This window comes from Pseudomonas sp. St29 (assembly GCF_001547915.1).
Lineage (GTDB): Bacteria > Pseudomonadota > Gammaproteobacteria > Pseudomonadales > Pseudomonadaceae > Aquipseudomonas.
Genome location: NZ_AP014628.1, coordinates 6,489,898 through 6,503,214, shown reverse-complemented (window position 1 = coordinate 6,503,214; position 13,317 = coordinate 6,489,898). Strand labels below are relative to the sequence as shown.

General features: G+C 61.6%; 14 protein-coding genes and 1 pseudogene. 3 read left to right on the top strand and 12 right to left on the bottom strand.

Translation table 11 applies throughout. The features are described 5' to 3' along the window. Nucleotides 1-3: 3 nt before the first annotated feature. The 4 genes from PST29_RS29070 to PST29_RS29055 form a co-directional block, all read right to left on the bottom strand. Nucleotides 4-1,053 carry a type III polyketide synthase gene (locus PST29_RS29070; RefSeq protein WP_060841629.1) on the bottom strand — a complete coding sequence of 350 codons (1,050 nt, stop codon included), beginning with the start codon at nucleotides 1,051-1,053 and terminating at the stop codon, nucleotides 4-6. A gap of 207 nt (nucleotides 1,054-1,260) precedes the next feature. Then, the gene (locus PST29_RS29065; protein WP_060844923.1) at nucleotides 1,261-1,701 is read right to left on the bottom strand and encodes a Zn-ribbon domain-containing OB-fold protein; all 441 of its coding nucleotides are present in this window, start codon (nucleotides 1,699-1,701) and stop codon (nucleotides 1,261-1,263) included. Between the two features lie 12 nt (nucleotides 1,702-1,713). Continuing rightward, nucleotides 1,714-2,910 (bottom strand): thiolase family protein, encoded by a 1,197-nt coding sequence (locus tag PST29_RS29060; protein ID WP_060844922.1) that lies wholly within the window; start codon nucleotides 2,908-2,910, stop codon nucleotides 1,714-1,716. Nucleotides 2,911-2,939: 29 nt separating this feature from the next. Beyond that, the gene (locus PST29_RS29055; protein ID WP_060844921.1) at nucleotides 2,940-4,028 is read right to left on the bottom strand and encodes a hydroxymethylglutaryl-CoA synthase; all 1,089 of its coding nucleotides are present in this window, start codon (nucleotides 4,026-4,028) and stop codon (nucleotides 2,940-2,942) included. A gap of 462 nt (nucleotides 4,029-4,490) precedes the next feature. On the opposite strand from PST29_RS29055, the gene PST29_RS29050 reads away from it, so the two are divergent. Then, on the top strand, nucleotides 4,491-5,093 hold the full coding sequence (locus PST29_RS29050) for a TetR/AcrR family transcriptional regulator (protein ID WP_060844920.1): 603 nt from the start codon (nucleotides 4,491-4,493) through the stop codon (nucleotides 5,091-5,093). 53 nt (nucleotides 5,094-5,146) lie between these two features. Here the strand turns inward: PST29_RS29050 and phlG are convergent, their stop codons facing one another. Continuing rightward, nucleotides 5,147-6,031: a 2,4-diacetylphloroglucinol hydrolase gene (gene phlG, locus PST29_RS29045; protein WP_060844919.1), complete on the bottom strand. Its 885-nt coding sequence runs from the start codon at nucleotides 6,029-6,031 to the stop codon at nucleotides 5,147-5,149. 142 nt (nucleotides 6,032-6,173) lie between these two features. On the opposite strand from phlG, the gene PST29_RS29040 reads away from it, so the two are divergent. Continuing rightward, nucleotides 6,174-6,848: a TetR/AcrR family transcriptional regulator gene (locus PST29_RS29040; protein WP_060844918.1), complete on the top strand. Its 675-nt coding sequence runs from the start codon at nucleotides 6,174-6,176 to the stop codon at nucleotides 6,846-6,848. 71 nt (nucleotides 6,849-6,919) lie between these two features. Here PST29_RS29040 and PST29_RS29035 read toward each other — a convergent pair whose 3' ends face one another. The 7 genes and pseudogenes from PST29_RS29035 to PST29_RS29010 form a co-directional block, all read right to left on the bottom strand. Beyond that, the gene (locus PST29_RS29035) at nucleotides 6,920-7,237 is read right to left on the bottom strand and encodes a DUF2388 domain-containing protein (protein ID WP_016966055.1); all 318 of its coding nucleotides are present in this window, start codon (nucleotides 7,235-7,237) and stop codon (nucleotides 6,920-6,922) included. 71 nt (nucleotides 7,238-7,308) lie between these two features. Continuing rightward, a complete protein-coding gene (locus PST29_RS29030) occupies nucleotides 7,309-7,758 on the bottom strand; it encodes an NfeD family protein (protein WP_060844917.1) in 450 nt (149 codons plus the stop codon). A 10-nt stretch (nucleotides 7,759-7,768) separates the two neighbouring features. Next, nucleotides 7,769-8,689, bottom strand: coding sequence for an SPFH domain-containing protein (locus PST29_RS29025; RefSeq protein ID WP_047306628.1), 921 nt, complete (start codon nucleotides 8,687-8,689; stop codon nucleotides 7,769-7,771). 124 nt (nucleotides 8,690-8,813) lie between these two features. Next, nucleotides 8,814-9,527: a methyl-accepting chemotaxis protein gene (locus PST29_RS32940; protein WP_442963177.1), complete on the bottom strand. Its 714-nt coding sequence runs from the start codon at nucleotides 9,525-9,527 to the stop codon at nucleotides 8,814-8,816. 141 nt (nucleotides 9,528-9,668) lie between these two features. Beyond that, a pseudogene (locus PST29_RS32935) lies at nucleotides 9,669-9,995 on the bottom strand (HAMP domain-containing protein); the annotation flags it as partial. Nucleotides 9,996-10,498: 503 nt separating this feature from the next. Continuing rightward, nucleotides 10,499-12,277 (bottom strand): GspE/PulE family protein, encoded by a 1,779-nt coding sequence (locus PST29_RS29015; RefSeq protein WP_060844915.1) that lies wholly within the window; start codon nucleotides 12,275-12,277, stop codon nucleotides 10,499-10,501. A gap of 111 nt (nucleotides 12,278-12,388) precedes the next feature. After that, complete coding sequence (locus tag PST29_RS29010) at nucleotides 12,389-12,718, bottom strand: hypothetical protein (protein WP_060841621.1); 330 nt, start codon at nucleotides 12,716-12,718, stop codon at nucleotides 12,389-12,391. A gap of 124 nt (nucleotides 12,719-12,842) precedes the next feature. Between PST29_RS29010 and PST29_RS29005 the strand changes: the two genes are divergently transcribed. Further along, on the top strand, nucleotides 12,843-13,313 hold the full coding sequence (locus tag PST29_RS29005; protein WP_016967645.1) for an Lrp/AsnC family transcriptional regulator: 471 nt from the start codon (nucleotides 12,843-12,845) through the stop codon (nucleotides 13,311-13,313). The last annotated feature ends 4 nt before the right edge of the window (nucleotides 13,314-13,317 follow it).

The following is a 13,317-nucleotide window of genomic DNA, read 5'->3' as shown; positions in this document are numbered from 1 at the left end:
ACCTCAGGCGGTCCACTCACCCACCGCCATTTCTGCGGTAAAGCCCGGGCCAAAGGCCGCCAGCAGGCCGATGTCGCCCTGATTCAGATTGGAATCGAACTGGCGCTTGAGCACGTCGAACACCACCACGCTGGCGATGTTGCCGGCTTCCGACAGGCTGCTGCGCGATTGCGCCACCCGGTTCGAGGCCAGGTCCAGGTGCATCACCAGTTCGTCGAGGATCTTGCGGCCGCCGGTGTGGAAGATGAAGAAGTCGTTGTGCGCGCAGTTCTGTTCGAAGCTGTCGTAGTTGAGCTTCTCCATCACCGGCGCCACATCCTTGATGGAGTTCATCACCGCCTTGTCGAGGGTGAAGTGGAAGCCGGTGTCCTTCACGTCGTACTTGATGTAGTGCTCGCTCTTGGGCAGGAAGAACGACTCGGTCTTCTTGATCTTGAAGCCGCCGGCCTGGTCATCGGCGCGCAGCACGCAGGCCGACACCGCATCGCCGAACAGCGCCGCGGAGATGAAGGCGTGCAGCTTGGTGTCGTCCGGCTGATAGCACAGCGAAGAGAACTCCAGGGACACGATCAGCACGTGGTTGCGCGCATCGAGCCGGGCGAAATCGTTGGCCCGGTTGATGGCCGCAGCGCCGGCCACGCAGCCCAGCTGGGCGATGGGCAGTTGCACGGTGGAGTTGGGCAGGCCGAGGTCGTTGATCAGGTGCGCGGTCAGCGACGGCATCATGAAGCCGGTGCAGGAGGTGACGATCACCATGCGGATGTCGCTGATCTGCAAGCCGGCATTCTCGATGGCCTGGCGTGCCGCAGCGGACGACATCTGCCGGGCTTCACGCTCGTAGACGATGCTGCGGTGGGTAAAGCCGGTGTGCACCGCCAGTTCGTCGATCGGCAGCACCAGATGGCGCTCGTTGACTTCGGTGTTGGCGATCATGCGCTTGGCCAGGGCCATGCGCGGATGGTCGCCGTGCAGGTTCTCCAGGTGATCAATCATCTGTTGTTGAGTGATCTTGTGTTGCGGAAACATGACGTGTGGGAGGCAAAGAGTAGACATGATGGGTCCTTGGCTCTAAGTAAGCCAATAAGTTAAGGGTGGGGAAAGTCCCCGTTCATAGGCACAGGAATCTGTAGGCCCTAAAGGAAATCAGGACCTTAAGGCAACTTCGAGGCGTGAAGCGGCCGTTGATGTAACTTTTAAGTTGGATTTTATTTTAATGGCTAACTTCAAGGTGCCTTATATAAAGGCACCTTGAACAACAACTTATATATCCAGTACGAACTTATAAGCGTATTGCCAGGCCAGGTTACTTTCGCGCACGTGCTTGCGAATCACCATGCGCACCGGCGCGCCGACTTTCAGCTGTTGCGGGTCGCAGACGTCGACGATTTCCGAGGCGATCACCAGACCGTCATCCAGGCGCACCATGGCCATCATGCGCGGCACGGTTTCGCCATAACCCATGGCGGCCAGGACCGGGTTCTCGGCGTGGGCCATGACTTCGATCTTGCCCGTGCGCTTGCAGCGGTAAGGCTTCACGCTCAGGGAGTTGCAGGCGCCGCAGACGGTACGCCGGGGGAAGAAGATCTCGTTGCATTCTTCACACTGGCTGCCTTCGAGGCGGTATTTGCCGCCATGCTCGCGCCATTCGCGAAGCATGCTGGCAGTGGTCATTCTGTGGATCTGTTCTGGGTACATGGACATGGTCCGGGCTCCTTAGTCGTTCGAGAGGACAATCACTGAGTTGTGCGCCGCATAACCGCCAAGGTTCTGCGACACGCCGATGCGTGCGCCCTTGACCTGGTTGTCGGATTCACCCCTCAGCTGCCGGAACAGCTCGGTGATGTGCAGGATGCCGTCGCAGCCGGACGCGTGGCCGCGGCCGATGTTGCCGCCGTCGGTGTTCAGCGGCAGTTGGCCGTCCAGGGCGATGCCGCCTTCGAGCACGAAGTCGCCGGCCTGGCCCTTGCCGCAGATGCCCATGGATTCCATCTGGATCAGCCCGGCGCCGAGCAGGTCGTAGACCTGGGCCACGTCGATGTCCTTGGCGGTGATCCCGGCTTTCTTGTAGGCAATTTCCGCGCAGGCGATGGAGTTGGCCGAGACGGCCATGCCCACGTCCTTGGGCAGGCCCGGATGGTGCAGGGTCGGGTTGTGAAAGCGTGTGCCGAAGTAGTGGGAGACCCCGGTGTAGGCGCAGCCTCGCACGAACACCGGTTTGTCGGTGTATTTGTGGGCCAGGTGTTCGGCCACCAGGATCGCGCAGCCACTGGCTTCGCCCCAGGCCAGCATCGAACCGCAGGCTTCGCTGTTCTTCAGCGCTTCCAGGGTGGGAATCGGCTGGCCGAAGCGGGTGGCGGTCGGGGTGTTGTGGGCATAGACGCGCATCTGCCGGCCAAAAGTGGCCAGGACATCGGCCTCGCGACCGGCATAGCCGAACTTCTGGAAGTATTCGGCGGTGGCCAGGGCGAAGGCGTCGGTATGGGAGATGCCGAGGAAGTAATCGTATTCACATTCAGTGCTGGAGCCGATGTACTCGGCGTAGTTGAAGTGATCGGTCATTTTCTCGAAGCCACCGCACAGGACGATGTCGTACTCACCGGATGCCACCATCTGGTGACCCATCTGGAACGACACCGAACTGCTGGTGCAGTTGGCGGTGCTCATGAAGGTCGGCGCCGGACTGATGCCCAGGGCGTCGGAAATGGTCGGCCCCAGGCCGCCATATTCGGAAATGCCTTCACCGTGATAGCCGTAGGCGACCCCCTGGATTTCCCGGGGGTGCATCTTGGCGTCCTTGAGGGCTTTATAGGCGGACTCGACGATCATTTCCTTGAACGTCTGCCGAACTCGTGAACTTCCGGGCTTCGGCGTATAGGCGGCCGAAACGATTGCAACACGACGTGCGCACATGTGCATGCTCCTTGCGTAGACAGGCGTAATCAGAGATAGGCGGTCAGGGCGTAGTCAGCCCGCAGGTACTTGAATTCGTACTTGATGGAGGTGCCGTAATCGACGTAGGTCTTGGCTTCGAGCAGTTCGCGAAGGGGTTTGTTGTGCTTCTGGTACTGCTCGATGGCGTCGGTGACGGTCAGGGCGATGGCGTCACTGCCGGCCCCGAAACCATAGGACACCATGAGGATTTTCTGCCCCGGACGGGCCTGGTCCAGCACGTTGATCAGGCCGAGCAGCGGGCTGGCGGAGCCAGTGTCGCCCACATCGCCGGCATAGATGCCCGGTTCGATCTGCTTGGTGTTGAAGCCCAGGTGCTTGCCCAGGGAGTAGGGCGTGGACACCAGGTTCTGCTGGAACACCACGTAGTCATAGTCGGCGGCGCTGGTATGCAGCTTGGCCATCAGGCCTTCGGCGGCGCGGCGGGTTTGGTCTTCCAGGCCGATGCTGTTCTTGTCCGAGCCCAGGCCCATTCCGGAACGGATGTAGCGATCGCCTTGGGGGCGGATGTTGTCGGCGATATCGGCGGCGCAGGAGAAGCTGGCGTCGAACTCGGCGATGACGTTCTGATTGCCGATCAGCAATGCCGCGGCCCCGGCCCCGGCATAGGGCTCGGTCAGGTCGCCGGGTGCGGTATTGCGGTTGATGGTGTCGGCGCCGATGGCCAGGGCGCTGCTGGTCATGCCGGATCCCACCAGGGCCTGGCAGATCTGCAGGGCGGAAGTACCGGACTTGCCGGCGAACTGGACGTCGGCGCAATAGGCGTCGTAACCGCTGCCGAGCATTTCCAGGATGATCGAGGCCGAGGCACGTGAATCGTAGGGGTTGGTGCAGGTGCCCAGATAGAGGGCCTGGAGCTCATGGCCGGGGACTTTGTCCAGGGCCCGTTGCGCTGCTTGCACGCCGAGGGTGATGACATCTTCATCCGGCTGCAGCACCGCTCTTGCGCTGACGCCGAGGTTTTCCTCTACCAGCTTCAGATCAGTGTTTTTCCAGACGTTGATGACGTCCTGAACTTTGAGACGGCATACCGGAACAGCCGCGCCATAGCTGACAATGCCTACTTTTTTCACGTTCATTTTCCTCTTGATTCCATTCTTTTTGAGAAAACTGGGTCGTGCTTGCTCAGAAGCACCCTTGAAACATACGGAAAACAGTTTTTGCTGCCCGACTCTGGCCAGCACCGCGTAAACCCTCAGCCCAGAGGGTTTTTGCAGCAGGCTCCAAAGAGGGGAAAACCCACTCGAAAGCTGTTTTTCTTCACCTCTCTGTGCTATGATACGGAACGTTTCGTTTAATAATAATTTCAGACGATCCAGTCTCTTGAGAGGAAAGGCTTCAAGTCTCGAATTCGAGGAACTCAGAGTTACAAGGCCTGATCCGCTCAACCCTTACGAGAAATTTCAAGAACTAGATGGATCGGTGCAAGAATTTCATGATTCTTTCAAGAATGAAACGAAACGGACCGTTTCATTTCGATTCGAGGGAATCCTATACCCTGCGTTGCGTTTGTCAAGCGCCCTGCCTGGAGATTTTTTATTGTGGCTCGTACCCCATCTCGCAGCTCCATCGGCTCTTTGCGAAGTCCGCATACCCACAAAGCCATCCTCAGTTCCACCATCGAGATCCTCAAGGAATGCGGTTATTCCGGGCTCAGCATTGAGTCGGTCGCGCGCCGGGCGGGTGCCAGCAAGCCGACGATCTATCGGTGGTGGTCGAACAAAGCGGCGTTGATCGCGGAAGTCTATGAAAACGAGAGCGAGCAGGTGAGAAAGTTTCCTGATCTCGGCTCGTTCAAGGTCGATCTCGACTTTTTGCTGCGTAATCTCTGGAAAGTCTGGCGGGAAACCATTTGCGGCGAGGCGTTTCGCTGTGTCATTGCCGAAGCCCAGCTGGATCCTGCGACGCTGACTCAGCTCAAGGATCAGTTCATGGAGCGCAGAAGGGAGATGCCGAAAAAGCTGGTGGAAAATGCCATCAGCAATGGTGAGCTGCCCAAGGACACCAATCGCGAATTGCTGCTCGATATGATTTTCGGTTTTTGCTGGTATCGGTTGCTGACCGAGCAGTTGACTGCAGAACAGGATATTGAGGAATTCACTGATTTACTGATCAACGGTGTCTGTTCTGGCGCACAACGTTGATCCTTTTACAGCATTGAGCCCGCACATGATGCGGGCTCAATGACATGGGACTCTCAGGCTGAAGCGGTACCGAACTCGCGATACAGGTCCGGCAGAAAGCTGGCCAGGTGATTGAACTCGCACATGTCGTGAACGGCGAACTCATAGGCCAGGGTTTCCAGCTCGGCTTCGCCGAAACCACTTTCCTTGAGCAGCGCCGAGGCTTTTTCTGCCCCGGGAAAGCGGGCCATCGACGGGTGCGAACCGACCCAGTAGCGGCTGGTCAGGTACATGCCGCCCGGGACCTCCTTGAACAGATGCACCATCAGTGACACCGGCACCTGCGGATGTTCGGCCAGACTCATCAGGGCGCTGACGCTGCCATCGATTTTCGCTTCGCGATACAGGTCGGGGTCCAGGCCCAGGCTGGCCGGCTCCTTGAAATCGATATGCAGGTGCATCAGGCGGTCGCCGACATATTCCGAGGCGCAGAAGGTGTTGCCGTACAAACGCTCTTCGAAACTCAAGGACGCGTCACCCAGGCGCTGGTGGTTCACACATGGATTGCTCACGTGAGCGTAGGGGAACCACAGGGTGTAGCGCTCCGCTTCCGCGGGGTGCCACATGAACCACCACTTGAACATCTGCGCGCTGCAGCCGGGGAAGAACTTGCGGCTCTGCACATAGGCCATCGGGCCCGGCAGCAGGGCGTAGCCCGATTCTTCGCTGACGAAGTCCGGGTCGAGCAGGCGATTGATGTCCTCCACACTCGGGGTCAGGGTGTCTTTGAGGTCCATGGGGCCTTGCTGGATCTTGCGCACGGCGGACAGCGGCACGCGCATTTCCGAGCGGAAATATTTGGCATAGGGCTTGTTCCTGACCGCGGCCTGGTTGCGCAGGAACAGCTTCTGCATGGGCAGGGAGAAGTAGGTGAAGGGGGTCATGACGCGCGCTTCCATGCTGATATCCTTTGGCTTGACTAGACGAGTGGCCGGCATCTTCCTGTACTCCCTCAAACGTGGTTGCACGAGAAACTGGCGCTTTGTAGCTAAGCAGTGCATAAACAAAAGTCAAATTTGAATTTAACTTAGTGAGAAAGCCATGGCTCTTTCCGCTTCCCCGCAGACGCCTGCGGCCCGTGCACCGCGCCAGGATGGTCAGGCGACTCGCCAGCAGATCCTGGAAACGGCCGGCCAGCTGTTTGCCGAGCTGGGGTACGCCAACACCACCAGCAAGCAGATCTGCGAGAACTCCAAGGCCAACAACGCCTCGGTCAATTATCACTTCGAGAACAAGGACGGCCTGTATCGGGCGGTGTTGCGCGAGGCCCATGACCGCCTGTTGCGGATCGAGACCATGATCACCCTGAGCGAGAGCCAGGAGCGTGCCGAGGACAAGCTGCGAGCCATCATCACCGTGCTGATCGAGGGGCTGGCCAACCAGCGCGAGGGCTGGGCGCTGAAGGTGCTGACCCGCGAGCTGCTGTCGCCCTCGTCGGTGTTGCCGGAGGTGCTGGAGCAGCAGGCCTTTCCCAAGGCGCAGATCGTGCGCAACATTCTCGGGCAGATCATGCAATTGCCACCGGACGACCCGGCCACGCTGCGCAGCGCGGTCAGCGTGTTTGCGCCCTGCCTGTTCCTGCTGATTGCCCATGAGCCGCTGACGCGCCATGTGTTGCCCGGGTTGGCGCTCGATCCGCCGGCGTTGATCGAGCACATGATGAGTTACGCCCTGGCCGGCCTGGCTGCCGTGTCTCGGGCTTCGACCCCCGTATAGGCCGTTGTCCGGGCAAAAAAAACGCCGACCCAGAGGTCGGCGTTGCTGTTCGGCGATTCCCGGGCCGGTTCTTACTCCTGGGCGACGGCGTTCTTGGCCAGGATGGCGTTGGCCAGCTCCATGTCGGTGGCTTTGAGGCCGGGGTTGTCGGCGCGGACTTTCTGCATGGCGGCTTCCAGGTAAGGGCCGCGGATGCTGCCTTCGCTGGCCACGAAGCTACCGGCGTCGTCCTGAGCGGCGACGATCAGTTTGTGATCCTTGAAGGTCAGGTAGGTGGAACCGGTGGTGGCACCGGAGGAAATGACGTTACGCCAGAAGGTGTCGGCCATTGCCGAACCAACGGGAAGGGAAAGCAGGGCAAGGGTGGCGACAGCTATTTTCAGACGCATGATGGGTGACTCCAACTGGGGGGTATCTGCACAGTTTGATTCTAGATACCCCAGCGGAGTTCCGTGACCCGTCAGTCAAGGTTTTCGACCAGCAGGACGGCGCCCTCCTGGCCTATCACCCGCACCCGGGCCCCCACCGGCGCGTCGGCGCCCTTGGCGATCCACACCCCGTCGGCGACCTTGATCCGGCCGCGGCCGTCGATGATCGCCTGGTGCACGACGAAAGTCTTGCCGATCAGTTCCTGGCCCCGCAGGTTCAGGTTCGGCTGGTCGCTGGGGCGGATCACGCTGCGCTGGCGTCGCCACCAGTACAGGGCCGTCAGCACCGACAGCAGGCCGAACAGGAAAAACTGCACCTCCCAGGACAGCCCGGGAATCAGGAAGGTCAGGGCTCCGACGAAAGCGGCTGCCAGTCCGATCCACAGCAGGTAGCCGCCGGCACCAAACACCTCGAAGATCAGCAGGAGGGTGCCCAGGGCGAGCCAGTCCCAGAACGACAGGGTTTGCAGGTATGCCAGCATGGTGCGTGCCTCAGCCTTTCTTGCCGTCGAACGTGGCCTTGACGATTTCGCCAATGCCGCCCACGGCGCCGATCACCTGACTGGCCTCCAGCGGCATCAGAATCACCTTGCTGTTGTTGGCCGCCGCCAGCTTGCCCAGGGCATCGATGTACTTTTGCGCCACGAAGTAGTTGATCGCCTGAACGTTGCCGCTGGCGATCGCCTCGGACACCACCTGGGTCGCCCGGGCTTCGGCTTCGGCTTGACGCTCCCGGGCTTCGGATTCGAGGAACGCCGCCTGGCGCTCGCCCTCGGCTTCCAGAATCTGCGCCTGTTTCTTGCCTTCGGCCGTGAGGATGGCCGCCGCCCGCAGGCCTTCGGCTTCGAGGATCTGTGCGCGCTTGACCCGTTCGGCCTTCATCTGCCCGGACATGGCCGCCATCAGGTCGGCAGGAGGGCTGATGTCCTTGATTTCGATCCGGGTGATCTTGATGCCCCAGGGCGCGGTGGCTTCGTCGACGGTGCGCAGGAGTTTCTCGTTGATGCCGTCGCGCTGGCTGAGCATCGCGTCCAGTTCCATGGACCCGAGCACGGTGCGGATGTTGGTCTGCAGCAAGTTGCGGATGGCGTGCTCGAGGTTGTTGACCTCGTAGGCGGCCTGGGCCGTGTTGACCACCTGAAAGAAGCACACGGCGTCGATTTGCACCGTGGCGTTGTCGGCGGTGATGACTTCCTGGGGGGGAATGTCCAGCACGCTTTCCATGACGTTGATCTTGCGACCGATGCGGTCCATCACCGGAATGATGATGTTCAGCCCCGGCTTGAGGGTGTTGGTGTAGCGGCCGAAGCGCTCCACGGTCCATTGATAGCCTTGGGGCACGACCTTGAAGCCCATGAACACCAGGGCTACCGCCAGGGCGACGAAAAGTAACAGTACGCTTCCGATCTGCATCACATTCACCTGCTCAGTCATTGCTCAAGGGGACGGCGAGCACGAGTGTAGGGGGCTGCCCGTTCTGGCGTTGGGATACCTGGGCCCTTGCATCATCAGGACACACAACACCGCTTCGATCCGCTCAAAGCTGAAAGCGGGTGACCGACGTCTGCAAAGTGGCCACGGAGTTTTCCATCTGCTCCACCGTGAGGGTCAGGTCCCGCATGGCCTGGCTGTTGCGCCGTGCCACCTGGCTGATCATTTCCACCCGCTGGGCCACTTCGCTGCCGGCCTTGGACTGTTCGCCGATGGTGTGGGAAATCTCTTCCACCATCAGTGCCGAGCGCTGGGCGCCCTGGCGAATCTCGTTGATCGACGTCCCCGCCTGTTGGGCCATGTGCACTCCGTCGTTGACCCGGCTGACCCCGGTTTGCATGCTGCTGACCGCCTGTTCGGTGGTTTCGCGGATGCGCTGGATCATGCCGGTGATCTCCCGGGTGGATTGCGCGGTGCGCGCCGCCAGGTTGCGCACCTCGTCGGCGACCACGGCAAATCCGCGTCCGGCCTCGCCGGCCCGGGCCGCCTCGATGGCGGCGTTCAGGGCCAGCAGATTGGTCTGCTCGGCAATGCCATTGATTACCTGGATGATCGAATGGATCTCTTCCGAGGACTGTCCCAGGGCGGTGATGCTCTGGGACGAATTGTTCACCGCTTCGGCAATGTGGCTCATACCGTCCACCACCCCGAGGATGACCTGGCCACCGCTGCCGGCCAGGGATTCGGACTGGGCGGCGATGCTCTGGGCGTTGCGCGCATGCTCGGCAACCTGGGCGATGTTGCTGATCATCTGTTCCATGGCGGCGGCCATGTTGGTGGCGCCGTCGGCCTGCTCGGTGGCGCCGTCGGCAATGCCCAGTGAGGTGTCGCTGAGGCTGTGGGAGCGTCCTCGCAGCTCCTCGCTCTCGTGGCGGATGGTGGTGATCATCTGCCGCAGGTTGTCCTGCATTTCACCCAGGGCTCGCTGCAACTGCCCCGCTTCGTCCCGGCTGTCGATACTGATGACGGTGGTCAGGTTGCCCTGGGCGATGGCCCGGGCGGTTGCGACGGACTTCTCCAGGGGCTTGAGTACCCGAATGAGCAACTGGCGGGTCAGCAGGCACAGGATCAGGGCGGCAATCAGGCTGCCGCCAATCAGCCACCCGGCCGCCTGGCGCACGGCATGTTCACTGTCCTGGCGAGTTTGGGCGGAGCTGGCTTCGATCTTGCTGCTCAGTGCCGTGTTGCGGGATTCCACTTCGCTGAAGCGCTGGGAAAACTCCTGCATGTGCTGGCGTGCCGCCTGCGGATCCTTGAGGGCCTGTTCGGCGATGCTTTCGGCGGCATGAATGTAGCTCTCCAGGACCGGCTGCAGCTCGCTGATGGCATCGCGGATATCCGGCGCCAGGGGCAGTTTGGCGTTTTCCGCCAGCGCCTTGCGGAACCAGTCGCCGTGTTCCCGCAGGCTGCTACGCACCTCCTCGCCGGCCGCAGTGTCGCCGGGTTCGCTGCTGAGCGCCTCCAGCACATCGGCCCGCAGGGCGTCGTGCATCATGTCCGCCTCCAGGTGGTTGCGCAGGGCGCTGGCATTGAGTTCATTGTCCTGCAGGGCGCCGGCCAGGCGCGATTGTCCCCACAGACCGAGGCCCGCCACCAGGGCAATGGCCAGTAGGCTGAGAACCCCGGAGGCGATCATGTTTTGACGAATATTCATGCCTGGCTTCCTGCTCGTTTTGGCGGTAACTGAAGCGTAGTCCAGCGCTCGCGGTTCGCCGCTGGTCGAGTGCTCGGTTATCCGTCCGGGTTCTGCGGCGTGACCCGCAATACCTCCTCGAAACTGGTCAGGCCTTCGGCGAGTTTGCGTGCGGCGGCCTGGCGCAGGCTGTGCATGCCGTCCTCGGCGGCCTGACGGCGCAGATCGGCGAGATCGAGGTCGCTTCGGATCAGGGCCCGGAGCGCGGCGCTCAAGGGCATGACTTCGTAGACCGCAGTGCGTCCGTGGTAGCCGGTGCCCCGACACTCGGCGCAGCCCACGGCGCGCATGCTCTGGCGCGGTGGCGGCGCTTGCCGGGGATGGATCAGGTTCTGCCAGTCGTCGCTGGCGAGTGCGGCGGGGGCCTTGCAGTGTCGGCACAGGGTGCGCACCAGGCGCTGGGCCATGACCCCGACCAGGGTGGCCCTGAGCAAATAATGCGGCACGCCCAGTTCCAGCAGGCGGCTGATGGCGGCCGGGGCGTCGTTGGTGTGCAGGGTGGACAGCACCAGGTGCCCGGTGAGTGCGGCCTGGATGGCCATTTCCGCTGTTTCCAGATCACGGATCTCGCCGATCATGATGATGTCCGGGTCCTGGCGCATCAGGGCCCGTACGCCGCTGGAAAAACTCAGGTCGATGTTGGGCTGGACCTGCATCTGGTTGAATGCCGGTTCGATCATCTCGATCGGGTCCTCGATGGTGCAGAGGTTGATTTCAGGCGTCGCGAGCTGCTTGAGGGTGGTGTAGAGGGTGCTGGTCTTGCCCGAACCGGTGGGCCCCGTGACCAGGATAATGCCGTGGGCCTGGGAGGTCATCGCCTGCCAGCGGCTCAGGTCCTCGGCGCCAAAGCCCAGTTGGTCGAAGTCCTTGAGCAGCACCTGGGGATCGAAGATGCGCATGACCAGTTTTTCGCCGAAGGCCGTGGGCAGGGTCGACAGGCGCAGCTCGATTTCGCTGCCTTCGGGAGGGCGGGTCTTGATCCGGCCGTCCTGGGGCTTGCGCTTTTCTGCGACGTTCATGCGTCCCAGGCTCTTGAGGCGGCTGACCATGGCCAGGGTGACCTGGGGCGGAAACTGATAGACGTTGTGCAGCACACCGTCGATGCGAAAGCGCAGGGTGCCGTGTTCGCGGCGTGGTTCGATATGAATGTCGCTGGCCCGTTGCTGGAAGGCGTACTGGAACAGCCAGTCGACGATGTTGACGATGTGGGCGTCGTCGGCATCCGGTGCCTGATCGTTGGCTCCCAGCTTGAGCAGTTGTTCGAAGCTGCCCGGGCCGCTGGTCTTCTGTTCGCTGCTGGCGCCGCTAACCGACTTGGCCAGGCGATAGAACTCCAGGGTCAGGCGCTGGATATCCGCCGGGCTGGCCACGACCCGGCGGATCGGGCGCTTGAGCACATGGACCAGATCGGCCTCCCAGCTCCTGACATAGGGCTGGGCGCTGGCCACGGTAACGCTGTGGTCATCCACCGCCACGGCAAGGATCTTGTGCCGTTGGGCGAAGGCGAAGGAGATCAAGGGGGTGATGCCGGCCACGTCGATCCGTAACGGATCGATGCGCAGGTAGGGCTGCCCCGCCTGCCGCGCCAGCCAGGCGGTGAGGCTGTCCAGATCCAGGTGTCGCCCAGGGTGCTGTCGGTCGGGCAACTGCCGGCTGGCGATGAACTCAAGAGGATGCAGGCTCGGGTCGGCCCCCTGGCGAGCGGCGCTCATGGCCTGTTCGGCGGCGTCCTGGCTGATGCGCTGCTGGGCCAGCAGCTCACTCAGCAGCTCGCTGAGATCCAGCCAGCGGTCCGGGGACACCTGGGCGGCGTTCATGGGGACTCCTCGGCAGCGTGGCCCAGAGTCGGGTCTCTGGTCGCAAACTGCCAAGAATAGTCGCATCGGACGGCATGGCCGCCGGCCAAGGGTTGCAGGGTTTTACCGGCCTCAGCCAGCGGCCTGCAGGCGCGAGGCCTCCACCAATTGCAGCTCCACCGAGCTGACACTGATCAGGTTGCGCAGCTTGTCGCCGATCACCCGGGCCCGGTGCCAGCTCAGGCCCGCGAGCTCCACTTCCATATGCAGCGTGTCGTCCTGCTGGATGACCGCGACCCGGTGCGGCACCAGGAGCTGCAGGGCGAAATGGTTGAGTACCCGGCACAGCACGTCGGCCTCGACATCGGCGAGCAGCTGGTAGTGCACGTGGCACGGGGCATTGTCGGGGTTCCAGACATCGGCGCGGGTCGCAGGGCTCGGGGCGGGGCTGTGAAAGGGCATGGCGGTCTCCAGGTTAGTGGAGAAATTTTTACATTCGGTTTCGGGTTTTTCTTATCTAAGATGCAGACAATTCGCCTGTTTTCGAATTAGATAATTCGACTTTTAATAATTTTGGGGGTTGATTATGCAAAGCGAGCTGGATGCCTACGATCGCCGGATCCTGGCGTTGCTGCAAGACGACGCGTCGCTTTCCAGCGCCCAGATTGCCGAACAGGTGGGGTTGTCCCAGTCGCCTTGCTGGCGACGGATTCAGCGCATGAAGGATGAAGGGGTGATTCGCGGCCAGGTGACCTTGCTCGACCGCAAGAAGATCGGCCTGAACACGCAGATCTTTGCCGAGGTCAAGCTCAACGCCCATGGACGCTCCAACTTCACCGAGTTCACCGAAGCCATTCGCGGTTTTCCCGAGGTGCTGGAGTGTTATGTGCTGATGGGGGCGGTGGACTTCCTGTTGCGCATCGTGACGGCGGATATCGAAGCCTACGAGCGGTTCTTCTTCGAGAAGCTGTCCATGGTGCCCGGCATTCAGGAGGTGAACTCGATCGTCGCCCTGTCGGAGATCAAGTCCACCACCAGCCTGCCGGTATTGCGCTGAGGGC

Excerpts from the sequence above, each read along its gene's own strand:
- PST29_RS29070 (WP_060841629.1), bottom strand. The coding sequence starts at position 1,053 with ATGTCTACTCTTTGCCTCCCACACGTCATGTTTCCGCAACACAAGATC.
- PST29_RS29065 (WP_060844923.1), bottom strand. The coding sequence starts at position 1,701 with ATGTCCATGTACCCAGAACAGATCCACAGAATGACCACTGCCAGCATG.
- PST29_RS29060 (WP_060844922.1), bottom strand. The coding sequence starts at position 2,910 with ATGTGCGCACGTCGTGTTGCAATCGTTTCGGCCGCCTATACGCCGAAG.
- PST29_RS29055 (WP_060844921.1), bottom strand. The coding sequence starts at position 4,028 with ATGAACGTGAAAAAAGTAGGCATTGTCAGCTATGGCGCGGCTGTTCCG.
- phlG (WP_060844919.1), bottom strand. The coding sequence starts at position 6,031 with ATGGAAGCGCGCGTCATGACCCCCTTCACCTACTTCTCCCTGCCCATG.
- PST29_RS29040 (WP_060844918.1), top strand. The coding sequence starts at position 6,174 with ATGGCTCTTTCCGCTTCCCCGCAGACGCCTGCGGCCCGTGCACCGCGC.
- PST29_RS29035 (WP_016966055.1), bottom strand. The coding sequence starts at position 7,237 with ATGCGTCTGAAAATAGCTGTCGCCACCCTTGCCCTGCTTTCCCTTCCC.
- PST29_RS29030 (WP_060844917.1), bottom strand. The coding sequence starts at position 7,758 with ATGCTGGCATACCTGCAAACCCTGTCGTTCTGGGACTGGCTCGCCCTG.
- PST29_RS29025 (WP_047306628.1), bottom strand. The coding sequence starts at position 8,689 with ATGCAGATCGGAAGCGTACTGTTACTTTTCGTCGCCCTGGCGGTAGCC.
- PST29_RS32940 (WP_442963177.1), bottom strand. The coding sequence starts at position 9,527 with ATGGAACAGATGATCAGCAACATCGCCCAGGTTGCCGAGCATGCGCGC.
- PST29_RS29015 (WP_060844915.1), bottom strand. The coding sequence starts at position 12,277 with ATGAACGCCGCCCAGGTGTCCCCGGACCGCTGGCTGGATCTCAGCGAG.
- PST29_RS29010 (WP_060841621.1), bottom strand. The coding sequence starts at position 12,718 with ATGCCCTTTCACAGCCCCGCCCCGAGCCCTGCGACCCGCGCCGATGTC.
- PST29_RS29005 (WP_016967645.1), top strand. The coding sequence starts at position 12,843 with ATGCAAAGCGAGCTGGATGCCTACGATCGCCGGATCCTGGCGTTGCTG.